Source organism: Bradyrhizobium sp. IAR9, from assembly GCF_013408065.1.
In the GTDB taxonomy this organism is placed as follows: Bacteria; Pseudomonadota; Alphaproteobacteria; order Rhizobiales; family Xanthobacteraceae; genus Bradyrhizobium.
On record NZ_JACBZW010000001.1, the window covers coordinates 527,398 to 547,253 of the forward strand.

22 protein-coding genes are annotated in these 19,856 nt (G+C 64.8%); 9 read left to right on the forward strand and 13 right to left on the reverse strand.

Features of this window, described 5'->3' with window-relative positions:
* Positions 1-12: 12 nt before the first annotated feature.
* Positions 13-759, reverse strand: a complete 747-nt coding sequence (locus GGD67_RS02570; protein WP_018317618.1) for an ABC transporter ATP-binding protein — start codon at positions 757-759, stop codon at positions 13-15.
* Positions 752-1,507: an ABC transporter ATP-binding protein gene (locus tag GGD67_RS02575; protein ID WP_018317619.1), complete on the reverse strand. Its 756-nt coding sequence runs from the start codon at positions 1,505-1,507 to the stop codon at positions 752-754. The genes GGD67_RS02570 and GGD67_RS02575 overlap by 8 nt, the downstream gene beginning before the upstream one ends.
* A 355-nt stretch (positions 1,508-1,862) precedes the next feature.
* Between GGD67_RS02575 and GGD67_RS02580 the strand changes: the two genes are divergently transcribed.
* On the forward strand, positions 1,863-2,510 hold the full coding sequence (locus GGD67_RS02580; protein WP_179730721.1) for a hypothetical protein: 648 nt from the start codon (positions 1,863-1,865) through the stop codon (positions 2,508-2,510).
* A gap of 3 nt (positions 2,511-2,513) precedes the next feature.
* Here GGD67_RS02580 and GGD67_RS02585 read toward each other — a convergent pair whose 3' ends face one another.
* Positions 2,514-2,873 carry an ArsC family reductase gene (locus tag GGD67_RS02585; RefSeq protein WP_179730722.1) on the reverse strand — a complete coding sequence of 120 codons (360 nt, stop codon included), beginning with the start codon at positions 2,871-2,873 and terminating at the stop codon, positions 2,514-2,516.
* A gap of 104 nt (positions 2,874-2,977) precedes the next feature.
* On the opposite strand from GGD67_RS02585, the gene GGD67_RS02590 reads away from it, so the two are divergent.
* The 3 genes from GGD67_RS02590 to GGD67_RS02600 all read left to right on the forward strand — a co-directional run bounded on the left by GGD67_RS02590 (position 2,978) and on the right by GGD67_RS02600 (position 4,982).
* The gene (locus GGD67_RS02590) at positions 2,978-3,349 is read left to right on the forward strand and encodes a tRNA-binding protein (protein ID WP_179730723.1); all 372 of its coding nucleotides are present in this window, start codon (positions 2,978-2,980) and stop codon (positions 3,347-3,349) included.
* Positions 3,350-3,563: 214 nt separating this feature from the next.
* Positions 3,564-4,196, forward strand: a complete 633-nt coding sequence (locus GGD67_RS02595; protein ID WP_179730724.1) for a TetR/AcrR family transcriptional regulator — start codon at positions 3,564-3,566, stop codon at positions 4,194-4,196.
* 3 nt (positions 4,197-4,199) lie between these two features.
* Positions 4,200-4,982, forward strand: coding sequence for a sulfite exporter TauE/SafE family protein (locus GGD67_RS02600; protein WP_179730725.1), 783 nt, complete (start codon positions 4,200-4,202; stop codon positions 4,980-4,982).
* Between the two features lie 2 nt (positions 4,983-4,984).
* Here GGD67_RS02600 and GGD67_RS02605 read toward each other — a convergent pair whose 3' ends face one another.
* The 3 genes from GGD67_RS02605 to GGD67_RS02615 all read right to left on the reverse strand — a co-directional run bounded on the left by GGD67_RS02605 (position 4,985) and on the right by GGD67_RS02615 (position 6,996).
* Entirely contained in the window at positions 4,985-5,689 is a 705-nt protein-coding gene (locus GGD67_RS02605; RefSeq protein ID WP_179730726.1) for a glutathione S-transferase family protein, read from the reverse strand.
* 125 nt (positions 5,690-5,814) lie between these two features.
* Positions 5,815-5,961, reverse strand: a complete 147-nt coding sequence (locus GGD67_RS02610) for a hypothetical protein (RefSeq protein WP_018317626.1) — start codon at positions 5,959-5,961, stop codon at positions 5,815-5,817.
* A gap of 369 nt (positions 5,962-6,330) precedes the next feature.
* A complete protein-coding gene (locus GGD67_RS02615; RefSeq protein ID WP_179730727.1) occupies positions 6,331-6,996 on the reverse strand; it encodes a DUF429 domain-containing protein in 666 nt (221 codons plus the stop codon).
* A gap of 207 nt (positions 6,997-7,203) precedes the next feature.
* Here GGD67_RS02615 and GGD67_RS02620 point away from each other — a divergent pair, with 207 nt between their 5' ends.
* The 3 genes from GGD67_RS02620 (at position 7,204) to GGD67_RS02630 (ending at position 10,951) form a co-directional block, all read left to right on the forward strand.
* Positions 7,204-7,482 carry a hypothetical protein gene (locus GGD67_RS02620; protein ID WP_157644254.1) on the forward strand — a complete coding sequence of 93 codons (279 nt, stop codon included), beginning with the start codon at positions 7,204-7,206 and terminating at the stop codon, positions 7,480-7,482.
* Positions 7,483-8,168: 686 nt separating this feature from the next.
* Positions 8,169-9,494, forward strand: coding sequence for a TROVE domain-containing protein (locus tag GGD67_RS02625; RefSeq protein ID WP_179730728.1), 1,326 nt, complete (start codon positions 8,169-8,171; stop codon positions 9,492-9,494).
* Between the two features lie 116 nt (positions 9,495-9,610).
* The gene (locus tag GGD67_RS02630) at positions 9,611-10,951 is read left to right on the forward strand and encodes an RtcB family protein (protein ID WP_179730729.1); all 1,341 of its coding nucleotides are present in this window, start codon (positions 9,611-9,613) and stop codon (positions 10,949-10,951) included.
* A gap of 74 nt (positions 10,952-11,025) precedes the next feature.
* Here GGD67_RS02630 and GGD67_RS02635 read toward each other — a convergent pair whose 3' ends face one another.
* The 7 genes from GGD67_RS02635 to GGD67_RS02665 form a co-directional block, all read right to left on the reverse strand.
* On the reverse strand, positions 11,026-11,547 hold the full coding sequence (locus tag GGD67_RS02635) for an RNA polymerase sigma factor (protein ID WP_179730730.1): 522 nt from the start codon (positions 11,545-11,547) through the stop codon (positions 11,026-11,028).
* The gene (locus GGD67_RS02640; protein ID WP_179730731.1) at positions 11,544-11,753 is read right to left on the reverse strand and encodes a DUF2892 domain-containing protein; all 210 of its coding nucleotides are present in this window, start codon (positions 11,751-11,753) and stop codon (positions 11,544-11,546) included. Before GGD67_RS02640 ends, GGD67_RS02635 begins: the two co-directional genes overlap by 4 nt.
* A gap of 96 nt (positions 11,754-11,849) precedes the next feature.
* Positions 11,850-13,034 (reverse strand): serine hydrolase, encoded by a 1,185-nt coding sequence (locus tag GGD67_RS02645; RefSeq protein ID WP_179730732.1) that lies wholly within the window; start codon positions 13,032-13,034, stop codon positions 11,850-11,852.
* Positions 13,035-13,100: 66 nt separating this feature from the next.
* Positions 13,101-13,793 carry a GNAT family N-acetyltransferase gene (locus GGD67_RS02650; protein WP_018317633.1) on the reverse strand — a complete coding sequence of 231 codons (693 nt, stop codon included), beginning with the start codon at positions 13,791-13,793 and terminating at the stop codon, positions 13,101-13,103.
* A gap of 4 nt (positions 13,794-13,797) precedes the next feature.
* Positions 13,798-14,145, reverse strand: a complete 348-nt coding sequence (locus tag GGD67_RS02655; RefSeq protein WP_026201886.1) for a Lin0512 family protein — start codon at positions 14,143-14,145, stop codon at positions 13,798-13,800.
* Between the two features lie 48 nt (positions 14,146-14,193).
* Positions 14,194-15,996, reverse strand: a complete 1,803-nt coding sequence (locus tag GGD67_RS02660) for a chloride channel protein (RefSeq protein ID WP_179730733.1) — start codon at positions 15,994-15,996, stop codon at positions 14,194-14,196.
* A 119-nt stretch (positions 15,997-16,115) separates the two neighbouring features.
* A complete protein-coding gene (locus GGD67_RS02665; RefSeq protein WP_179730734.1) occupies positions 16,116-17,771 on the reverse strand; it encodes an acetolactate synthase large subunit in 1,656 nt (551 codons plus the stop codon).
* Between the two features lie 203 nt (positions 17,772-17,974).
* On the opposite strand from GGD67_RS02665, the gene GGD67_RS02670 reads away from it, so the two are divergent.
* Both GGD67_RS02670 and GGD67_RS02675 read left to right on the forward strand, forming a co-directional pair.
* A complete protein-coding gene (locus tag GGD67_RS02670; RefSeq protein ID WP_018317635.1) occupies positions 17,975-18,340 on the forward strand; it encodes an MmcQ/YjbR family DNA-binding protein in 366 nt (121 codons plus the stop codon).
* A 101-nt stretch (positions 18,341-18,441) separates the two neighbouring features.
* Entirely contained in the window at positions 18,442-19,830 is a 1,389-nt protein-coding gene (locus GGD67_RS02675) for an SWIM zinc finger family protein (protein ID WP_179730735.1), read from the forward strand.
* Positions 19,831-19,856 lie beyond the last annotated feature (26 nt).

Here is a 19,856-nt window from a genome sequence, read left to right on the forward strand (position 1 = left end):
CGGTCTGCTCGGCTACACACCGAGATAGGTGTGGAGCTTGTCCATGTTGGCGGCAAGATCCGCATTGGAAAATCCGTCAATGATCTTGCCGTGCTCGACCACGTAGTAACGGTCGGCGACGGTGGATGCGAAGCGGAAATTCTGCTCGACCAGGAGGATCGTGAAACCCTCCTTCTTGAGCCGCGCAATGGTGTGGCCGATCTGCTGGATGATGACCGGCGCAAGGCCCTCGGTCGGCTCGTCCAGCATCAGGAAGCTCGCACCGGTGCGCAGGATGCGCGCGATCGCGAGCATTTGCTGCTCGCCACCGGACAGCTTGGTGCCCTGGCTGTTGAGCCGCTCCTTCAGGTTCGGAAACAGCTCGAAGATCTGATCGAGCGGCAGCCCGCCTTCGCGGACCACCGGCGGCAGCATCAAATTCTCCCGCACGTCGAGACTGGAGAATATGCCCCGCTCTTCCGGGCAGAATGCGATGCCCATGCGCGCGATCTTGTCGGAGGTCGCGCGGATGATCTCCTGGTTGTTGAACTTCACCGAGCCGGTACGCTTGCCGATGATGCCCATGATCGACTTCAGCGTGGTCGTCTTGCCGGCGCCGTTACGCCCGAGCAGGGTGACGACCTCGCCCGCGTTCACGTCGAAGTTGATCCCGTGCAGGATGTGAGACTCGCCGTACCAGGCTTCCAGGTTGCGGATTTGAAGGATGTTTCCGCCGGTCGCAGCCTTGGCCGGAGCCTCGGCGATCGCAGTGTCAGGCATGACCGGCTCCCAGATAGGCTTCCTTGACGCGCTCGTCCTTGGTGAGCTCCGAGTAATGGCCCTGCGCGAGCACCTGGCCGCGCGTCAGCACGGTGATGATGTCGGACAGGTTGGCCACGACGCTTAAATTATGCTCCACCATCAGGATGGTGTATTTCGCCGAGATGCGCTTGATCAGCGCCGCGATCTTGTCGATGTCCTCGTGGCCCATGCCGGCCATCGGCTCGTCCAGCAGCATCATCTCCGGGTCGAGCGCGAGCGTGGTTGCGATCTCCAGTGCACGCTTGCGCCCGTAGGGCATCTCGACCGCGGGCGTGTTGGCAAACTCGTTCAGGCCGACATCGTTCAACAATTCGCGCGCGCGATCGTTGAAACGGTTGAGCACCGACTTGGAGCGCCAGAAATCGAACGAAGAGCCGTGCTGGCGTTGAAGCGCGACACGGACGTTTTCCAGCGCCGTGAGATGCGGAAACACCGCCGAAATCTGGAACGAGCGAACCAGCCCCATGCGGGCCACGTCGGCCGGCGCCATCGCGGTGATGTCCTGCCCCTTGTAGAGGATTTTTCCGGCGGACGGTTTCAGGAACTTGGTCAGAAGATTGAAGCAGGTCGTCTTGCCGGCCCCGTTCGGGCCGATCAACGCATGAATGCTCCCACGGCGAACCTTGAGCGCAACGTCGCGAACGGCGAAGAAGCCCGCGAACTCCTTGGTCAAGCCTTCCGTTTCGAGAATAAACTCATCGGCCAAACAGATTTCCCCCTGCCCGCGCGAGCCGCGTGGCTATCCTTGTTGCTTCGGCTTTCCGGGGGCCTTGGAGCCTATCCTTGGAGCCCATCCGGAACGCCGCCTCCGGGCGCGGAATATGCCGGAGGTGACGGGGGTTAGGCAAGGCGGAAAGCTGAGCAGATCAGGTCTCCGGCTGGGATACAAATGCTCCCTTAGTCGGAGATGTTTTGATGTCGTGCCTGCCCGGCCTCCCGGTTCGCAAGGCACCGGTCATCAAGCCGTCGTTAACGGTCTTTCGTCCGGCACGCCAGCCTTCATAGAAAATTTTCCCGCACACGGCATCATGTGCGGGTTTTGACGTTCCGGGATTATCGTTTTGGATTTCGCCAGCGCCGCTCCGTCCGTCGTCAAGTCGATCAGGCAGCGTGACCTCCTGAACACGTGGCTGCGACTTTACGCGAGCCAGCAGATCGCGCCGGCGGTTTGGGAATATCAGCCTGCGCGGCTCGAGGAAGAGCTGTCCGATCTCATCTATTATACGGTGGACGCTTCGACGCCGGCGCCACGCCTCACCATCCAGAGCGAAGGCACGCGCATCTCCCGTGCTTATGGGCATACCGGCAAGGGTGTTCTGCTCGACGATTATCTCGGGCCGCGGCTCGCCCCCTTCGTGATGCCGGTTTACTATGAATGCGTGGCACGCGGGCTGCCCGTCTACAGCGTTGCCGATGTCGACGACATCTACGGACGCATCGTCGCGTATGAACGGCTGCTGCTGCCTTTCCAGACCGGCGGCCAAGTCTGCCACGTCATCGCCTCGGTCAAGACCTTCTGCGAGGACGGCGGCTTCGAGATCAAGAATCTGATGCGCGGAAATGACGCGCTGCCGCGCCCGAAACTGCGCGCCGTGATCGATCGCGATCTCTTCCATCGCGCGCCTGGCCGCATCGCGACGGCCGACGTGGTCGAATTCGCGGACCAGCCGGCTCCCGGCGTCACCAACGAGATCATCGAGCTGAACTAATCTCTAACGCGTCTTGGCGCCGACTTCCTTGGCATAGATGTCCGGCTTGAAGCCGACCAGCAGCTTGCCGCCGATTTCCAGCACCGGCCGCTTGATCATCGATGGTTGCGCTAGCATCAGCGCCAGCGCCTTCTTCTCGGTGACGCCTTCCTTGTCGGAATCGGGCAGCTTCTTGAAGGTCGTGCCGGCGCGATTGAGCAGCGTGTCCCAGCCGACCTTGTCGCTCCACTGCTTGAGCTTGTCCTTCTCGACGCCCGCCGCCTTGTAGTCGTGGAATTCATACGCGACGCCATGGGTATCGAGCCAGGCGCGCGCCTTCTTCATGGTGTCGCAGTTCTTGATGCCGTAGATGGTGTTGGGCAAGATGTTCCTCGCGCATGGCGTATCGTGATGTTCGCAGCGTTGTACGAAACTCCGCTTCGCGCGACAATATTGCGAACGAAGCCAACTCTCCGAACGGACGCTTTATGCACGTCACTCACGATCCCGCAGCCACCGCCACGCCGGCCATCGACTTCAACAGCTTCCTCGCGGTCGATATCCGTGTCGGGACCATCGTCGAGGCAAAACCGTTTCCGGAAGCGCGCAAGCCGGCCTTTCGACTGTGGATCGACTTCGGCCCGGTGATCGGCGTGCGGAAGAGCTCGGCCCAGATCACCGAAAACCATCCGCTCGAGACTTTGGTGGGACAACAGGTCGCGGCCGTCGTCAATTTCCCGCCGCGCCAGATCGGACCCGTCATCTCGGAGGTGCTGACGCTCGGCTTCCCCGATGCCGACGGCAAGGTCGTGCTGGTGCAGCCGAGCAGGCCAGTGCCGAACGGCGGACGGCTGTTCTAGCCGGGCGCGATCGAGTGCAGCGTCGCCTCTGTCGACGCATTCGCAACGGACATCATCTCCTCCTTCCCGGCCCGAGACCGGCCAGACTTGATCAAAATCCTCTTCTACAATAAAAATGACTGACTGATCGTTTTTTATCGCGATCGGTTCGTTCTCGGCCCAATAGGGATCGAGGATAAAACGATCGACCTGTCAGTTATTTAAGGACGGCGAGATGCCCAAGATCAGCGACAAGCAGCGCGAAAGCCGGCGGCAGCAAATTCTCGAAGCTGCCCTCGCCTGCTTCTCCGAAGACGGTTTTCACCAGACCGGCATGGCCGACATCGTGAAACGGTCCGGACTGAGCCACGGCGCGGTCTATCTCTACTTCCAGAGCAAGGACGATCTGATCGAGGCGCTCGCCGACGACCGGCATCGCCGCGAAGCCGTGCTCAATTCGGTCGCGCAAGGATCCGGCGATCCGATCGAAGGGCTTCACGCGCTGATCCGCGTTTACGCGCAATGGCTGACCGACCCCGCCGGCGAAGCGCGCCGCCGTGTCGGCATTCACGGCTGGGCCGAAGCCCTGCGCAACCGCCGCGTCCGCGCCAGCGTCGTCGAGGGCATCGACATGCCGCGCGCCTTGATCGTGGCGCTGATCGAGCGCGGCCAGCATGACGGCCTGATCAGACGCGACCTCGGTGCGGAAGCGATCGCACGCGTGCTGATCGCGATCTTCCAGGGTTTTGTGCTGCAAAAATGCTGGGGCGACGCATTCGACGTCGAGGCCTGCATGGCGGCCGTGGCCGGGGTGATCGACGGCTTTCGCACGACCAGGCCCGACATCAAGCGGCGAACCAGGACGTAAGCGATGTCAGGGATCCACGACCTGCTTGCTGGCGCCGGCGTCGGCCTGATCAGCGGCCTGGCATCGGGCTTCACGGGGACGAGCCCGGGGGGCGGGCTCGTGATCTTCAGCGTGCTGCTGCTCGGCGCGGAACAACACGTCGCACAAGGGACGTCACTGATCACACAGGTCCCGCCGACGGGCCTTGCCGGCGCGCGCCGCTATTGGCAGAGCGGCAATCGCAGCCCCTTGCCGTGGATTATCTGGATCGGCATCGGATTTCTCGTCGGCGGCGCCGGTGGCGGTTACGCCGCGGCGGCGGTTTCCGACCAGGTCTTGCAATGGACTTATGTCGTCTATCTCGTCGCGCTGATCGTCCTGCTGATCCTGCGTCGCGATCGCAAGGACGGCGGCCGTGAGCCCGGCGACCAGGACCAACTGCCCCGGTTACCGCTGCTGCTCATCGGCCTGCTTGCCGGATTTTCCTCCGGCTTCATGGGCATCGGCGGCGGCCTTGCGATCACCGTCGGCCTTGCTGCAGGCCTGCGCGTGCCGCAGCATCAGGCGCAGCTTGTCAGCCTCGTCTTCTCGATCCTCCCGACCAACCTTCCGGCGGCCTGGATCTACTGGAGCAAGGGCCTGCTGGTCGGCTGGCCGGCCATCACAGGCATTCTGGCCGGCCTCTGGATCGGCACCGATCTCGGCGCACGCCTGGCCAATGGCGTCAGCAAATCGGTGCTGCGCCGGGTCATGATCGCCTTCGTCTCCCTGATGGCGCTCTACATGACCCACAAGGCGCTAACCTGATCTTACGGCCGCGGCGGAATGTTCAGCCCGCGCTGCACCGCCGGACGCGCGAGGCCGCGTTCGAGCCAGGCACCGACCGATTTGAACTGGGTGAATTCGACGAGATCGCCGGCACCGTAGAAGCCGATGAGATTGCGCACCCAGCCGAGCATCGAGATGTCGGCGATGGTGTAGTCGTCATCCATGAACCATTGCCGCCCCGAAAGATGCGTCTCCATCACGCCGAGCAGGCGCTTGGCCTCGGCGACGTAGCGGTCACGTGGCCGCTTGTCCTCAAAATCCTTGCCGGCGAATTTATGGAAGAAGCCGACCTGGCCGAACATCGGCCCGATGCCGCCCATCTGGAAGTGCACCCACTGGATGGTCTGGTAGCGGCGCGCGGCATCCTCGGGCAGCAGCTTGCCGGTCTTCTCGGCGAGGTATTGCAGGATCGCCCCGGACTCGAACAGTGGCAGCGGCCTGCCGCCCGGACCATTGGGATCGAGGATCGCCGGGATCTTGCCGTTCGGATTGAGCGAGAGGAATTCAGCCGTCTTCTGATCGCCCTTGCCGAAATCGACGAGATGGACCTCGTAGGGAAGTCCGATCTCCTCCAGCATGATCGAGACCTTGACGCCGTTCGGCGTCGGCAGCGAATAGAGCTGAAGCAGTTCGGGATGCTTGGCCGGCCAGCGTTTGGTGATGGGAAAGGCGGACAGATCAGACATCGGCACTCCCGCTGCGTTGGTGAGATGCCGCCTAATCTAGGCGAGCAAGCGAACGGCGCAAGGCCAGCCGATTATCTGGAAGATCAGGGGAAGGCGTGGATTAGCAATTGACGCCCTTGAAGCGACTAGAGAGGCAGCGTCGCGATCTTGACGACCGGCGTCATGGTTTCATGCTGCAGTCGATACTGGATGAACCATTGACCCGTGATCAGCAGCGCAGCCGTGAAGGCAATCGCGAGGGTCGCGGTCGCCCATTGGCAGACATCGTGCATGGTATTTGTCCCTCAACTCCTGTGGCTTAAACGCCCGCTGACATGCCGTGTTCCAACTCGGCAGGAAAATTTTGCCGGTTTTTCCCGTTTTCTCAGACGAGACGTTGCGTTGTTTCGAGGGACCATCGAGCAACTTGCGCGTTGTGACGGGATGAACATTGAGAAGCGCGCCCTGCTCGATCACGCTCAGCGCTGTCGCCGCGTCGCGGACGATCTCGCCCATCGCGAAGCCGCACGAAGGCTGCGAGCAATGGCCGATGTGTACGACGCGCGAGCAGCAAGGCTGGGCGATGAGGGTGGCTCCTTGAAGCCGAGCCGTTGTGATCGTGGTCACCTTGCCGGTACAAGCGATCGGCAGAGTTGATCTGGTCAGTAGTTGATCTCCATCCGCAGTCCGCGCGGATCGACCTCTTCGCCCCCGACACGCTGCGTGCTGTCACGCGCCGCCACCGCGCAGGCACAGGCGTCGATGAGATCGTCGCGACCGATGCCGGTACCGTGGCGAAGCGTCAGCCATCTTTCGACCTTGGTGAAACCCCGAGCTCTCAGCAGCGCGACGCGCTGCTCGCGGCCTTGCGCCGACGTCTTCGGTTCAAGCCGCACTCGCCCTGCGAGATTCCAGAACACCAATTCCGGATGCGCTTCGCCGATCGTCGACTGCCGTGCCGGAGTCATGATCTCATCGACGTCCCTGATCTTCTCCCTGATATTCCAGAGCTGCGCCGACACGCCCCTGCCCTTGCCTTCATGCGTCCAGTAGTGACGATTGGCCGCCGCCATATCGGGAAATGTCCAGAGATCGCGGCGCGCACCGAGAAACACGGCGGGGCCAATCAGCTCGCGCGCATGCAGGTCGCACAGGCGATAGCCGGCCGGATTCAATCCGATCGGCATGTCGATCATCGCGCGCGCATGCGGCAACGCGAGCAAGCGTATCAGGCCCGGCGAATAATCGAAGCCATGATTGTCGCGCTCGTCGATCCAGGCCGCGACCCAGCCGAAACGAAATCCGTCGAGGCCGAGATAGTTTGGCACGTCATGCGTCCGTCATTTTCGTTTTTCCACGCGCGCGTCGCTTGACATCCGCAAGTTGCGGGCGTATGTCCCGCGCCCTCGCAGACGCTTCCGTTTGCGACAAGCACACCATGAACCGAGCGATGTCACACCGCTACGAAAGAATTGTCCGCATGCCGAATAGCTCAAAGCTATTCGACGTCGCATGCCCGGCTCATGGGAGCGATCTTGCCTGACCGCAAGATCGACAGTCCGCTTCTCACGGACCCTCCCGAGCCCGCCGCTCCGGAGGGTTTTTTATTGCTCGCCGCGCGGCCCAACCGAACATCCCGGCAATCGCCGGAACGAGAGACCCGGATCTCGGGGCTCGCGCTGGAGAGGCGCGTGCCCAAGCGCGCGGGGCCTGCCGGAGGGAACGAGGCGATGAGCCGGACACCGATGGCAGAGCGAACCCTGATGGTTCGCAACATGCGGCGCGTCGACAGCGCCGCGATAGAATTTTTGTAGTTCGGTTTGCCGCTGTCGTCGCGGCTCAACCGACGCTGGTGGTGAAGATCTCGGATACTTCTCCACACGGCAAAGCGGGTATGCCTCCCGCCTTTGACACACGCACCGGGATGCGGCCTCGGAAAAGGTTCGCACGCGGCCCGGCGCAGGATCCGTTCGCAAGAAGGGTCCTGTGTTGTCGTCACTGAAAGCCGAGATCGCCCGTTCCCCAGCGTACCCATCAACGGCCGACGCGAGAGCGTCGGCCTGGCGGTGGTGAAGATGTCTGTTACTTCGGACCGCGCAGGTTCGACTCCTGCAAGAGCAAGGGGCGGATCGCCCGCAAGGGCAGCAACAGCATCGCTCGTTCCCCGCCAAACCATCACGGTCCGTGGTGAAGATTTCTGTTACTTCGCCTATCACGCGAGAGGTCGCGGGTTCGAATCCCGCCCGGTGTACGATGCACCGGTAGCTCAGTGGCCAGAGCGCTTTCCGGCGGGCTTTCGCTCGCCGGGTCACAGAATCGCCTGTTCCCGGATCGTGTCCCTTCGTCGCCACCGCCGGTGGTGAAGAGCGCTGTTACTTCGCGGTCGGAGGTTCGAGCCCTCCCGGACATCAGTCCGTAGCTCAGTTGGTAGAGCACGTTCAGCCTCGCTTGTTCCCCGGCACCCGCTTCCATTCCATCACCAACCCAAGAGGAGGCCGTCATGGTCAGGCTCAACAAGATCGTTCGCGCCTTCACGCGTCAGGGCGCCCGTGCCGTGCGCTTCACGCCCGAGATGGAGCTGAAGCGCGCGCTGATGAACTGCCTCCTGTGGGAGGACCAGTTCTACGAGGACGGCGTCGCGATCGCCGATCGCATCAGGGCCCTGGTGCCGAAGGTTGCTCCGGCGCGCGTGGCACAGCTTGCGATCGAGGCGCGCGAGGTGATGAAGCTGCGGCACGCGCCGCTGCTCGTCATCCGCGAGATGGCGCGGAGCGAGAAGCACCGCGCCCTCGTGGCCGACACACTTCACCGGGTGATCCAGCGTCCCGACGAGATGACGGAGCTGCTTGCGATCTACTGGGCGGATGCGCTCGGCCCTCAGCAGCAGCGCAAGCGTCAGCCGGTCTCGGCGCAGGTCAAGAAGGGCCTTGCCCGCGCGCTGACCAAGTTCGACGCGTACCAGCTCGCCAAGTGGGACCGCGACGGCGCGGTGCGGATCAGGGACGTGCTGTTCCTGGTGCACGCCAAGCCGAAGGACGCCGACCAGGCCAAGGTGTGGAAGCAGCTCGTCGATGGCGAGCTCGCCTCCCCCGACACCTGGGAGGTTTCGCTCTCGGCCGGCAAGAACAAGCGCGAGACCTTCGAGCGGTTGATCGCCGAGCGCAAGCTCGGCGGGCTGGCGCTCATGCGCAATCTGCGGCTGATGCAGAACGCGCAGGTCCCGCGCGAGACCATCGCAGGCGCGATCGACGCGATGCGGACGGATCGTATCCTTCCCTATCGCTTCATCACGGCGGCGCGCTATGCGCCGGACTTCGAGCCCGAGCTCGAGGCTGCGATGCTCAAGTCGGTCAAGGATCATGTGCGGCTCCCGGGCCGCTCCCGGCTCCTGATCGACGTGTCGGGCTCGATGTTCGCGACGCTCTCCGCGCAGTCGGAAATGACGCGCGCGGAGGCGGCGTGTGGCCTGGCCATCCTCGCCCGCGAGATCTGCGACGAGGTCGAGATCTTCACCTTCTCCGACAGGGTGGTGAAGGTCCCTCCCCGCCGCGGCTTCGCGCTTCGAGATGCGATCATCAACTCGCAGCCGCATAGCGGAACCTGGCTCGGCAAGGCGGTGGCGGAGATCGACCGCAAGGGCGATCGCCTCATCGTCTTCACCGACGAGCAGAGCCACGACCAGGTGCCCGAGCCCAGGGCGCGCGGCACCATCGTGAACGTGGCCTCGTATCAGCACGGTGTCGGCCACGGCGCCTGGACCCGCGTCAACGGCTTCTCTGAGGCCGTGGTCGCGTGGATCGCGGCGTCGGAAACGGCGTTGAACTGATGCGCAACGACAACGGCCCCGGACGCAGGGTACTGCGCCCGGGGCTTTCAAAATCTCTGAAATGATCCGTCCGCCCGGCTATGGTGCGTGCGGAATGCAAAGCAGGACACACGACCATGCGACGATCCGATCCCTACATGGAACGCGCCCGCGAGCTCTGCCTCGCCGCCGGCATCGATCCCGACTCGCGCGTCGGCGAAGGACGCGGCCAGCCGGCCTGGTGCTTGTACAAGGACGCCGCGCGCAAGGAGCATCTTGCCCGCGAGGCCAATGCGACCGCGAACTCGATCGCCGAGTTCCGGATGCAGGACGCCCGCTTCCAGAATGCGCCGCTGAAGGTTTTCGGCCCGCACGAGGACGCGACGATCGCGCAGATGCGCAACTGCATGGCGGTCGGCAACGTGGTATCCGGCGTGATTTGCGCCGACGGCCATCTCGGCTACGCCCAGCCGGTCGGCGGGGTCATCGCCTATGAGAAGCAGATCAGCATCTCCGGCGTCGGCTTCGACATCGGCTGCGGCAACATGGCCGCCCGGCTCGACACGCGCTTCGACGACATTGCAGGCCTCGTCCCCACGATCATCCGCGACGTCGCCAAGGTGATCTCGTTCGGGGTCGGCCGCGCCAATGCCGAGCGGGCCGAGCACGACCTGTTCGACGACGCAGATGCCTGGCGCGAAAGCGACATGGAGGCCTACCGTCAGAAGGCGGTGAGCCAGCTCGGCACGGTCGGATCGGGCAACCACTATGTCGACCTCATGCGCGACGAGGAAGGCTTTGTCTGGATCGGCGTCCACTTCGGAAGCCGCGGTCTCGGACACACCTCCGCGACGCGCTACCTCAAGGCCGCCGGGGGCAAGGACGGTATGAACGTCCCGCCCGCGGTCGTCGACGAGGATTCCGAGCTCGGCCGCCGCTACATCGCGGCGATGCAGCTCGCCGGGCGTTATGCCTATGCGGGCCGCGAGTGGGTCGTCGAGCGCGTCCGCCAGATCATCGGCGGCAGCGTCACTGAGAGCGTGCACAACCACCACAACTATGCCTGGCGTGAGACCCACGACGGCAAGGATCTGTGGGTGGTGCGCAAGGGCGCGACGCCGGCGTTTCCCGGCCAGAAGGGATTCGTCGGCGGCTCGATGGGCGACGACGCCGTCATTCTCGAAGGCGTCGACAGTCCGGAGGCCAAGGCTTCGCTCTATTCGACCGTGCACGGCGCCGGCCGGCTGTTCGGACGCAAGGAGGCGAAGCGGCGCTTCTCGCGCGCGGAAATGGACCATTGGCTCAACGAGCGCTGCGTCACCTTGATCGGTGCCGACCTCGACGAGAGCCCGATGGCCTATCGTCGCCTGCCGGACGTGCTGGCGCAGCACGCCGGCACCGTGAAGGTGCTGCACACACTGCGGCCGTTCGCCGTCGCCATGGCCGGCGAAGGCGAGTTCGATCCGTGGAAGGACTGACACAAGCAGCGGGCGGGAGGCACCACCTCCCGCCCGCATCATTCGATTCTCCTCCTCCGGTATTCACTCATGTCTCATCTCGTCAGATACTCGCGCATCAAGGCGCGGGCGCGGTGCAGTCGCGCCTTCACGGTCTGCCTGGATGCACCGAGCGCCGTGGAGATTTCGTCGATGGTCATTTCCTTGACGTCGCGCATCAGGGCGACATCGCGGTAGTACGGCGGCAGCGCCTCGAACGCCGCGGCCACATCGAGCCGCAGATCGGCTTCGGGGCGAGCCAGCAGCAGCGCCTCCGCCTCGCCGTCGTCGATGGCGGCGACGACACCGGCCCGACGCGCCAGCCGCAGGCATTCGCGGCGAACGACGCTGAACAGCCAGGCCGAAAACGCCAGCAGCGAGCGGATCGTGCCGACATGGCGGAACAGGATCCACAGCGCCTCCTGCGTCGCATCCTCGGCATCCGCCGAGCTGCGACAGGTGGCGCGCGCGTAGCGGCGGATATCCGGCTGCGCCGTCTCGAGCAGCGAGGCGATCGCGTGGGGATCGCCGAGTCGCGCGGCTTCGAACAGGTTTGGCGAGATCGCAGCCGCACTCACGAGACGCCCTTTCGCCCGATCCCCGCCATCGCGCACATCGGGCAATAGCCGACGAAGCCGGTCAGCGCGAAGCCGGCGCCGCCCAGCGCGACCAGCCACGCCGTCGTACCCGCCAGATAGACGAATGCCGCGACCATCACCGCGACGCCCAAGGCGATCCGCACTGCCTGATGCAGGCCGCCGATGTTCTTCCTGTAAAACGCCATCTCATCCTCCGAGTTAGGCCGCGGCAAAATGCCTCGACCACTAAGAGGACGCCCCGGCCGAAAAGGATTCGCGGGCGCGTGCAATTTTTTCGCGGGTCAGCCTCCGACGGCCTGATAGGCCAGGCGCTTGAACTCGAAGAAGTATGGATTCCAGAAGCCCATGTAACGCTGGGCCATCAGGACCCCCGCGGTATTGGCCTCAGGGCAGATCCACCAATGGGTGCCGGCGAGCCCGCCCCACTGGAATTCCCCGGTGGAGTTCGGCGGATCGAACGGCGTCGGCGCGAAGGTGACGGCGCCGCCGAGGCCAAAGCCCTTGCCGGGGATCGGGCCGAGATTGGCGAAGCGGATGGTCTGCCCTGCCGGGAGCTGGTTCGTCATCATCTGCCGCAGCGTCTCCGGCTTCAACAGCGCATCCGAACCGGGCAGCAGCGCGCGGACCAGTGCGAGCATGTCTGGCAGGGTCGAGACCAGACCACCACCGCCCGAGAGCCGCGGGAACGGCCGCCGATAGGCTTGCGGAAACGGCAGATTGTCGGCCCGCGTGAGGCCGGGCTTCATCGGATCGAGCACATCAGCGCCATTGTAGAGCGCAACCAGCCTGCCCTGCTGCGCTTCCGGAACATGGAAGCCGGTATCGGTCATGCCGAGCGGATCGAAGATGCGCGCCTTCAGGAAGGTATCGAGCGCCTGGCCGGAGACGACCTCCACGATACGGCCGAGCACGTCGGTGGCCACCGAATATTCCCAGGACGTCCCCGGGTGATAGGACAGCGGCAGGCTGGCGAGCTGGTCGATCATGTCGGCCAGTGGCGTCAGCGGATTGAGCACGCGCGCCTCGTTGTAGGCTTTGAACAGCACCGTGCCGGGATCAAAGATGCCATAGCTGAGGCCGGAGGTGTGGGTCAGGAGCTGGCGGATCGTGATCGGGTTCTTCGCCGGCTCGACATCGGCAAGGCTCGAAGCGTCCGGCTTCAGCACCTTGCGACCAGCGAGCTGCGGCAGGAATTTCTCGATCGGGTCATCGAGCCCGATGCGGCCCTCCTCGACCAGCAGCATGATCGCGCAGGTGACGAAGATCTTGGTGTTGGAGAACGCGCGGAAGATATGGTCGGGACGAAGCGCGGTCTTGGCTTCGCGGTCGGCAAAGCCGACGCATTGCTGGTCGACCACCTCGCCCCCGCGCAGCACGGCCCAGGATGCGCCCGGAATGATCTCCTGATCGACGTAGCGCTGCATCGCCGTCCGTGCGGCGGAAAATTCCGTAACCTTGGCGTCCATGAGTCTCCCCCAATTGTGGTTCGGACGGATATAGCGCGCTTTCGCGGGAAATGAAGGCCGCAGCGCCTATTGCTGCTTCATGAACGCGGTGACGTGCAAGCAGCGACGGATGCGCATGCCCTGCCGTTGGTACAGCGCGATCGCCGAGACGTTGCTGGAAAACACGTGCAGGAACGGAATTTCCCCGCGCGCCTCGATCCCGCGGGCGACGGCCGCAAGCAGCGCCTGCGCATAGCCGCGGCCGCGATAGTCGGGATGCACGCACACGGCCGTCATCTCCACGAACTTACCCGGCTTCATGCGCTCGCCCGTCATCGCGACCAATTGATCCCCGGCGCGGATGCCGAGGAACGTGCCGAGCTCATGGGTCCGCCGCGCGAACGGACCGGGCTTCGTCAGCTCCGTCAGCGCCATCATCGCCGGAACGTCGTCGGCACCCAGAGTGACGATCTCGGCATCGCGGAGCGGACTGTCGGCGGGCGAGCCAATCATCTGCTCGCAAGGCCCGGCGATCACGACCTTGAAGCCGGCGGGTACCTCGACCGGATCCGGCGTGAACAGCGCGGCGACCTGCGTGCCTGACAGCAGATCACCGAGCGCGGCAAAGCTCGCCGCGGACATGTCGACCATGTCGGCGAACGGCGTCATGTCGACGGGATAGCGCAGCGCCCGAGGGCCGCCTTCGGCCAGATGCTTGTGGCTCGTCGTCAGCGCGCTCCAGATCGGACGATCCAGCAGCGCCTCATCGCTGTCTGACACCGGCCTAGTCCTTGTCGAAGCTGACGATGACGGCAGCATTGGCGATCAGGATGGGATCGTTGGCCACTTCGGTTGCCGAGGGAATCTCCAGCCCCCCCTTGACGGCGGTGACGGTGACGGTGCCGTAAGGAAGCTCCTTGGCCACAGCCTCCTTGTCGACGGCTTCCGGATTGGGCACCGCGATCGTGACATCGACGAACATGTCGTTCGCAGTCTTGCCGATCATCCGGAAGAAGCCGAGGCTCGAATGCCTGATGGCATCCGACACGGCGCGCTTGGCCGCCTTGGTGGCGTCCCGGCCGTGGACATCGACGCCCATACCCATCTCGGTGACGCAGCGAACACGAGTCATGTTCATTCCCATCAGTGCTGGAGTTCTAGAGGCCCGACCTTCCGCGATCTACGCCTCCGGCACAAGCGCCTTTTCGCGCAGGAAATATGCGTTGCGGTCTTCCTCCTGCGCGTTCACGACCGCGCGAATTCGCAGCAAATCCTTGCGCGCAACCAGGCCCACCACGCGATGAGTGCTGCGTTCGACCACCGGCAGGCGCCCGAGATCGGAGGCGACCATGAGATCGGCGACACGCCCCAGCACGTCGTCGGGATGCGCCATCACGGCCGATGAGTCCGAGACCACGTCGTCCAGCGTTGCGGCCTGATGATCGCCCTCGGTGCGCCAGCGCAGCACATCGGCGCGCGTGACCATGCCGGTCAGCCGTCCATCGGCAGTGACGACGGGATAGGATTTGTGACGGCGCTGGTCCGAGGTGAAGAACGCGACCGCTTCGTCGATGGGCATTCCGACCGGCAGCGTGTCGACATCAGTGACCATGACATCGGCGGCGCGGAGCAACTCGAACGGATCGATCGCGTATTCGCGCGTGATATGCTGGCCGCGGCGCGCGATCTTCTCGGTCAGGATCGAGCGCTTCAGCAGCAGCACCGTGACGGCATGCGCTGCGCCGGTCGCCGCCAGCAGCGGCAGCAGCATATCGATATTGCCTGTCAGCTCGATGGCGAACATCACGCCTGTCAGCGGCGAGCGCATCGTGCCGCCCATCATCGCGGCCATGCCGACCAGCGCCCAGAATGACGCGCCACCGGGCAGCGCCAGCCCCTCCATCCAGCCAGCCGTGCCGCCGAGGATCAGCAGCGGCGCCAGCACGCCGCCCGACGTGCCTGAGCCGAGCGCAATCACCCAGACCGCGGACTTCACCAGCAGCAGCCGGATCGCCTCATCGCGCGCCATGTGGCCGGACAAGAGATCGGCGATGACGTCGTAGCCGACGCCAAGCGCGCGCGGATCGACGAGGCCGCCGAGGCCGACAATCAGACCGCCAAGCATCGGCCACCACATCCAGTGCACCGGCAAGCGGTCGAACAGGTCTTCGATCGCGTAGAGCAGCCGCGTCATCAGCCCGGATTGCAGGCCGGCGACGATGCCGACGCCGATCGCTGCCGCCAGCCCCCACCACGGCAGGTCTGGCCGCTCGGCAAACGGAAACAAGGGTCCGGTCCCGAACAGCAACGGCCGCCACGCCGCCGAGATCACCGCCCCGGTCACCACGGGCAGGAAGCTGCGCGGTTTCCATTCGAACAGCAGCAGTTCGATCGCGAGCAGGACGGCCGCGATCGGCGTGCCGAAGATCGCGGTCATGCCGGCCGCAGCACCCGCGACCAGCAGGGTCTTGCGCTCGGCGGCGGTGAGATGAAAGCACTGGGCGAAGATCGACCCGATCGCGCCGCCGGTCATGATGATCGGCCCCTCGGCGCCGAACGGACCGCCGCTGCCGATCGACACCGCCGAGGACAGCGGCTTCAGGACCGCAACCTTCGGCTGCATGCGGCTGCCGCCGATCATGATCGCCTCGATCGCCTCGGGGATGCCATGTCCCCGGATCTTCTCCGAGCCGAAGCGCGCCATCAGCCCGATCACGAGACCACCGAGCGCCGGCGCCAGCACCATCCAGATCCCGGGACGGGCATTCGCCAGCGAAACGTTCTCGGTGCTGAAATGACCGAACCAGACCAGATTGGTGACGAGCGCGATGAGCTTCAGCAGCACCCATGCGGCGCCCGCCCCGAGGCTGCCGACCAGCAGGGCCATGCCGATCAGGATCAATACGCGGCGGTCGGCGGTGAAGTCTCCGGGCTTGCCGCGAGGACGCGGGAGGCCGCCGGTGATGTCCAGGGTCTGGCGCATGGATAGCTCTTGTCGGGAGATTTTGACGGGAGGGTTCTTGGCGCCTGCCAATATATCGTGTCACGATATATATCAAGGAATGGCTGGTATGATCCTCCGGGCAAATGTCGGCCGGAGCGCTACCTCTCGCGCGCCCGCAGCTCGTCTACGAGCACCCGCACGTTCTCCGAATAGTCGATCGGGATCACGACCAGATGCACGCCGCCCTCTTTGAAAGCGGTATTCAGCGTCGGGCCAAAGCTGTCGATGCTCTCGATCCGATGCCCCTTCGCGCCATAGGCCTTCGCGTAGAGGACGAAATCGGGATTGCCAAAGGTCATGCCGTAGTCGGCGAAATGGTCGACGGCCTGCTTCCAGCGGATCATGCCGTAGGCCTTGTCCTCCAGCACCAGCACGACCAGATTGAGCTTGAGGCGGACAGCCGTCTCCATCTCCTGGCTGTTCATCATGAAGCCGCCGTCGCCGGCGACCGCGAGCACGCGACGATCGGGATAGAGCATCGCGGCCATCATCGCCGACGGCAGGCCGGCGCCCATCGTCGCCAACGCATTGTCGAGCAGCAGCGTGTTGGCGACGCGGGTCCGGTAGTTGCGCGCGAACCAGATCTTGTACATGCCGTTGTCGAGCGCGACGATGCCGTTCTCCGGGATCACCTGCCGGATGTCGTGTACGATCCGCTGCGGCGTCGGCGGCCAGCGCGCCTCGGTGGCGCGGTCGGCGATGTGGCCGAGAATCTTCTCGCGCAACGGCAGCAGCGCCGCAGCCTGCGGCAGCTTGCCTTCGAGCCGGTCAGCGAGCAGCTCCAGGCTCGGCCCGACGTCGCCAATGACCTCCGCGTCGGGAAAATAGACCAGCTCGACACTGGCCGACGTATAGCTGACGTGAATGACCTTCGGGCCTGCCGGCCCCATGATGAAGGGCGGCTTCTCGATCGGGTCGTGACCGATCGCAATGATCAGGTCGGCGGCATCGATCGCGTCATGAACGTAGTCGCGTTCGGACAGCGCGGCGGTCCCCATGTAGAGATTGGTGCCACCGGGCACGGTGCCCTTGCCCATCTGCGTGGTGAAGAACGGAATGCCGGTCCGCCGCACGAAGCTCGCGATACCGTGGGTCGCGCGCGGCCGGCTGGTCGCAGCGCCCATCATGACCAGCGGATGTCTCGCCGACAGAATCATCTCGGCGGCACGGTCGAGCGCGGCGCGATGGGCGACCGGGATTTCGATCGGATGGACCGGGATCACGGGGACATCAGGCACTTCGTCACCCGCGATGTCCTCGGGCAATTCGAGATGCACCGGCCCCGGCCGCTCCTCCATCGCGACGCGAAAGGCATCGCGCACCACGGTCGGAATGCTGGAGGCGCTGACGATCTGCCGCGACAGTTTGGTCAGCGGCTTCATGGTCGCGACCACGTCCACAATCTGGAAGCGCGCCTGGCGGCTGCTCATGATCGGCTTCTGGCCGGTGATCAGGATCATCGGCATCGCGCCGAGATGTGCATAGGCCGCGCCCGTTGACAGATTGAGCGCGCCGGGCCCGAGCGTCGAGAGGCAAACGCCGGGCTTGCCGGTCAACCGCCCATGCGTGGCCGCCATGAAGGCGGCGGCCTGCTCGTGACGGGTCAGGACCAGCTCGATCTTGGAGGTGCGGAGCGATTCCACGAGATCGAGATTCTCCTCGCCGGGAACGCCGAAGATGCGGTCGACGCCTTCGTTCTCAAGCGCCGCGACAAACAGATCCGATCCCTTCACCTTGCGCTCCTGTCCGCTCATGTCGCCTCCGCTTGTGCTCGCTCCCGTGTTCCACGGCAGTTGGCACATGGTAGCGGCCTGTGGCGCCGGCACAACTCACAAAGGGCGGCACACGGCATCAACTTCGCCATCACCGTGCGAACCGAGCGAAACAATCGAACTTCTTCCGCGCGGCCGCCAGCATGCACGTTGCAAGCCGCGCGCAACCTGCTATCGCTCCGGCAATGACACCCAAATCCTTCGAAACCCGCTGCCTGCGCCTGCCCGCCGTCACCAAGGTGGTGCAGTGGGAGGGCACCTCCGTCTTCAAGGTCGGCGGCAAGATGTTCGCGCTCGGCGGCGGCTTTGCCGCGCGCTCCGGCGGCTACATGTTCAAGACCGCGAACATGGCCTATGCCATGCTGATCGAGCACGGCCTGGCCCGGCCTGCGCCGTATTTGGCGCGCGCCAAATGGGTGCAACTCGTCAGCAACAACGCCCTACCCGATGCTGAGCTCACTCTGTATCTGGCGCAGGCGCACGCGCTGATCGCGGCAAAGCTGACGCGGAAGGCACGCAAGGAACTCGGCCTCGCCTCACCAGGGCAATGATGACCATTCCCGCGTGCAGCACACGGATCGCTCGCGGCGACATTGAGCTTTCATTGTTCCCCGTTATACTGCCGGTTCTGGATTCGATTTAGGGCATCGGCGTGGCGATTGATCTGAAGGCGGTCGAGCAACTCGCTACCGATCAATCCTCGCTTAAGGCCGCCGCCGGCCTCGCCAAGCCCGCCAAATGGTCCGGTGTCGGCATGAGCCGTGATGCCGCGCTGATCTGGGGCGAATGCGCGGGCTCCGGCGCCAATCCGTACCGCGTGATGGCCGATCTGCGCGACCTCGGCAACAAGTGCACCTGCCCCTCACGCAAATTCCCCTGCAAGCACGTGCTCGGCCTGTTGTGGCTGAATGCGGAAGCGGTGGTGCCATTCACGCCCGCCGACACGCCGGCCTGGGTCAGCGATTGGCTCGGCCGCCGGCGCGGCCCGTCCACGGCAAAGCCTGCGACCAATGCGCCGCCCGGCGGCGACAAGGATCTGGGTGCCGCGCGCGCCGCCGAGCCTGGGGTCGCAGACGACCCGAAGGACGTGGCGCGGCGCGAGGCCCAGGCAGCCAAACGTAACGAAGAGACCGAGCGCGCCATTTTCGATGCGCTGGATGCGCTCGAGCAATGGATCGGCGACCAGCTTCGCATGGGATTGTCAGGCTTCATCGATGATGCCACGGCGCGATGCCGGCGGATCGCGGCGCGGCTTGTCGATGGCAAGGCCGCGGTGCTCGCCGGCCGGATCGACGAGCTGCCGTCCCGCCTCCTCGCGCTCTCCGCAGGCGACCGTCCGCGCGGCGCCGTGGTCGAGCTCGGCAAACTTGTTCTGCTCGCGCGCGCCTTCCGCGCCACCCCGCGCAATACAGAGATCCGGCGCGCGGTCGCCGCCTCGGAGACCCGCGAGACGGTGCTGGTCGATCCAGATGCGCTGCGGGTCGATGCGGATTGGGAGGTTCTTGCCGAGCAGGTGCAGACGCGCCGCGACAGCTTGGTATCGCAGACAACATGGCTGCTCAACCTCGCCGCGGCCGGTCCACGCTTCGCAATGCTGCTGGATTTTTTCCCGGCCAGCGCGGGAAGGCGCGGTTCAGTCTTCACGCCCGGCGAGCGCTTTCACGGCGAGCTCGTCTTCTATCCGTCGGCGCAGCCGCTTCGCGCTTTGCTCGTCCGGCGCGACGCCGCGCACGAGATGCCGCCGCCGGCATGGCCCGCGCCGGATGACACACTCTCCGAGGCGTTGACGCGACCGTTGCTGGCAGAGCCCTGGATGATCGACATTCCGCTGCTGCTGCCGCAGGGGCGCATCGCGCGCGACGCTGCCGGACACACATGGTGGCGATCGGCCGATGGCCTCGCGACGCTGCCGGTCGCCTCCGAAGTCAACGGCATTCTGTGCGGCACCGATCTCACGCGCACCGCTGCGATCTGGTCGGGCAATCGGCTCGCGATCCTCGCCGCGCAGACCCCTTGGGGGCGGATCGGCGGCCATGACTGAGGCGACAGGGGCCGAAGCAATCTTTG

Coding starts and splice junctions, on each gene's coding strand:
- GGD67_RS02655 (WP_026201886.1), bottom strand. CDS start 14,145: ATGACTCGTGTTCGCTGCGTCACCGAGATGGGTATGGGCGTCGATGTC.
- GGD67_RS02665 (WP_179730734.1), bottom strand. CDS start 17,771: ATGAGCGGACAGGAGCGCAAGGTGAAGGGATCGGATCTGTTTGTCGCG.
- GGD67_RS02670 (WP_018317635.1), top strand. CDS start 17,975: ATGACACCCAAATCCTTCGAAACCCGCTGCCTGCGCCTGCCCGCCGTC.
- GGD67_RS02625 (WP_179730728.1), top strand. CDS start 8,169: ATGGTCAGGCTCAACAAGATCGTTCGCGCCTTCACGCGTCAGGGCGCC.
- GGD67_RS02645 (WP_179730732.1), bottom strand. CDS start 13,034: ATGGACGCCAAGGTTACGGAATTTTCCGCCGCACGGACGGCGATGCAG.
- GGD67_RS02590 (WP_179730723.1), top strand. CDS start 2,978: ATGCACGTCACTCACGATCCCGCAGCCACCGCCACGCCGGCCATCGAC.
- GGD67_RS02640 (WP_179730731.1), bottom strand. CDS start 11,753: ATGGCGTTTTACAGGAAGAACATCGGCGGCCTGCATCAGGCAGTGCGG.
- GGD67_RS02600 (WP_179730725.1), top strand. CDS start 4,200: ATGTCAGGGATCCACGACCTGCTTGCTGGCGCCGGCGTCGGCCTGATC.
- GGD67_RS02605 (WP_179730726.1), bottom strand. CDS start 5,689: ATGTCTGATCTGTCCGCCTTTCCCATCACCAAACGCTGGCCGGCCAAG.
- GGD67_RS02570 (WP_018317618.1), bottom strand. CDS start 759: ATGCCTGACACTGCGATCGCCGAGGCTCCGGCCAAGGCTGCGACCGGC.
- GGD67_RS02595 (WP_179730724.1), top strand. CDS start 3,564: ATGCCCAAGATCAGCGACAAGCAGCGCGAAAGCCGGCGGCAGCAAATT.
- GGD67_RS02610 (WP_018317626.1), bottom strand. CDS start 5,961: ATGCACGATGTCTGCCAATGGGCGACCGCGACCCTCGCGATTGCCTTC.
- GGD67_RS02660 (WP_179730733.1), bottom strand. CDS start 15,996: ATGCGCCAGACCCTGGACATCACCGGCGGCCTCCCGCGTCCTCGCGGC.
- GGD67_RS02630 (WP_179730729.1), top strand. CDS start 9,611: ATGCGACGATCCGATCCCTACATGGAACGCGCCCGCGAGCTCTGCCTC.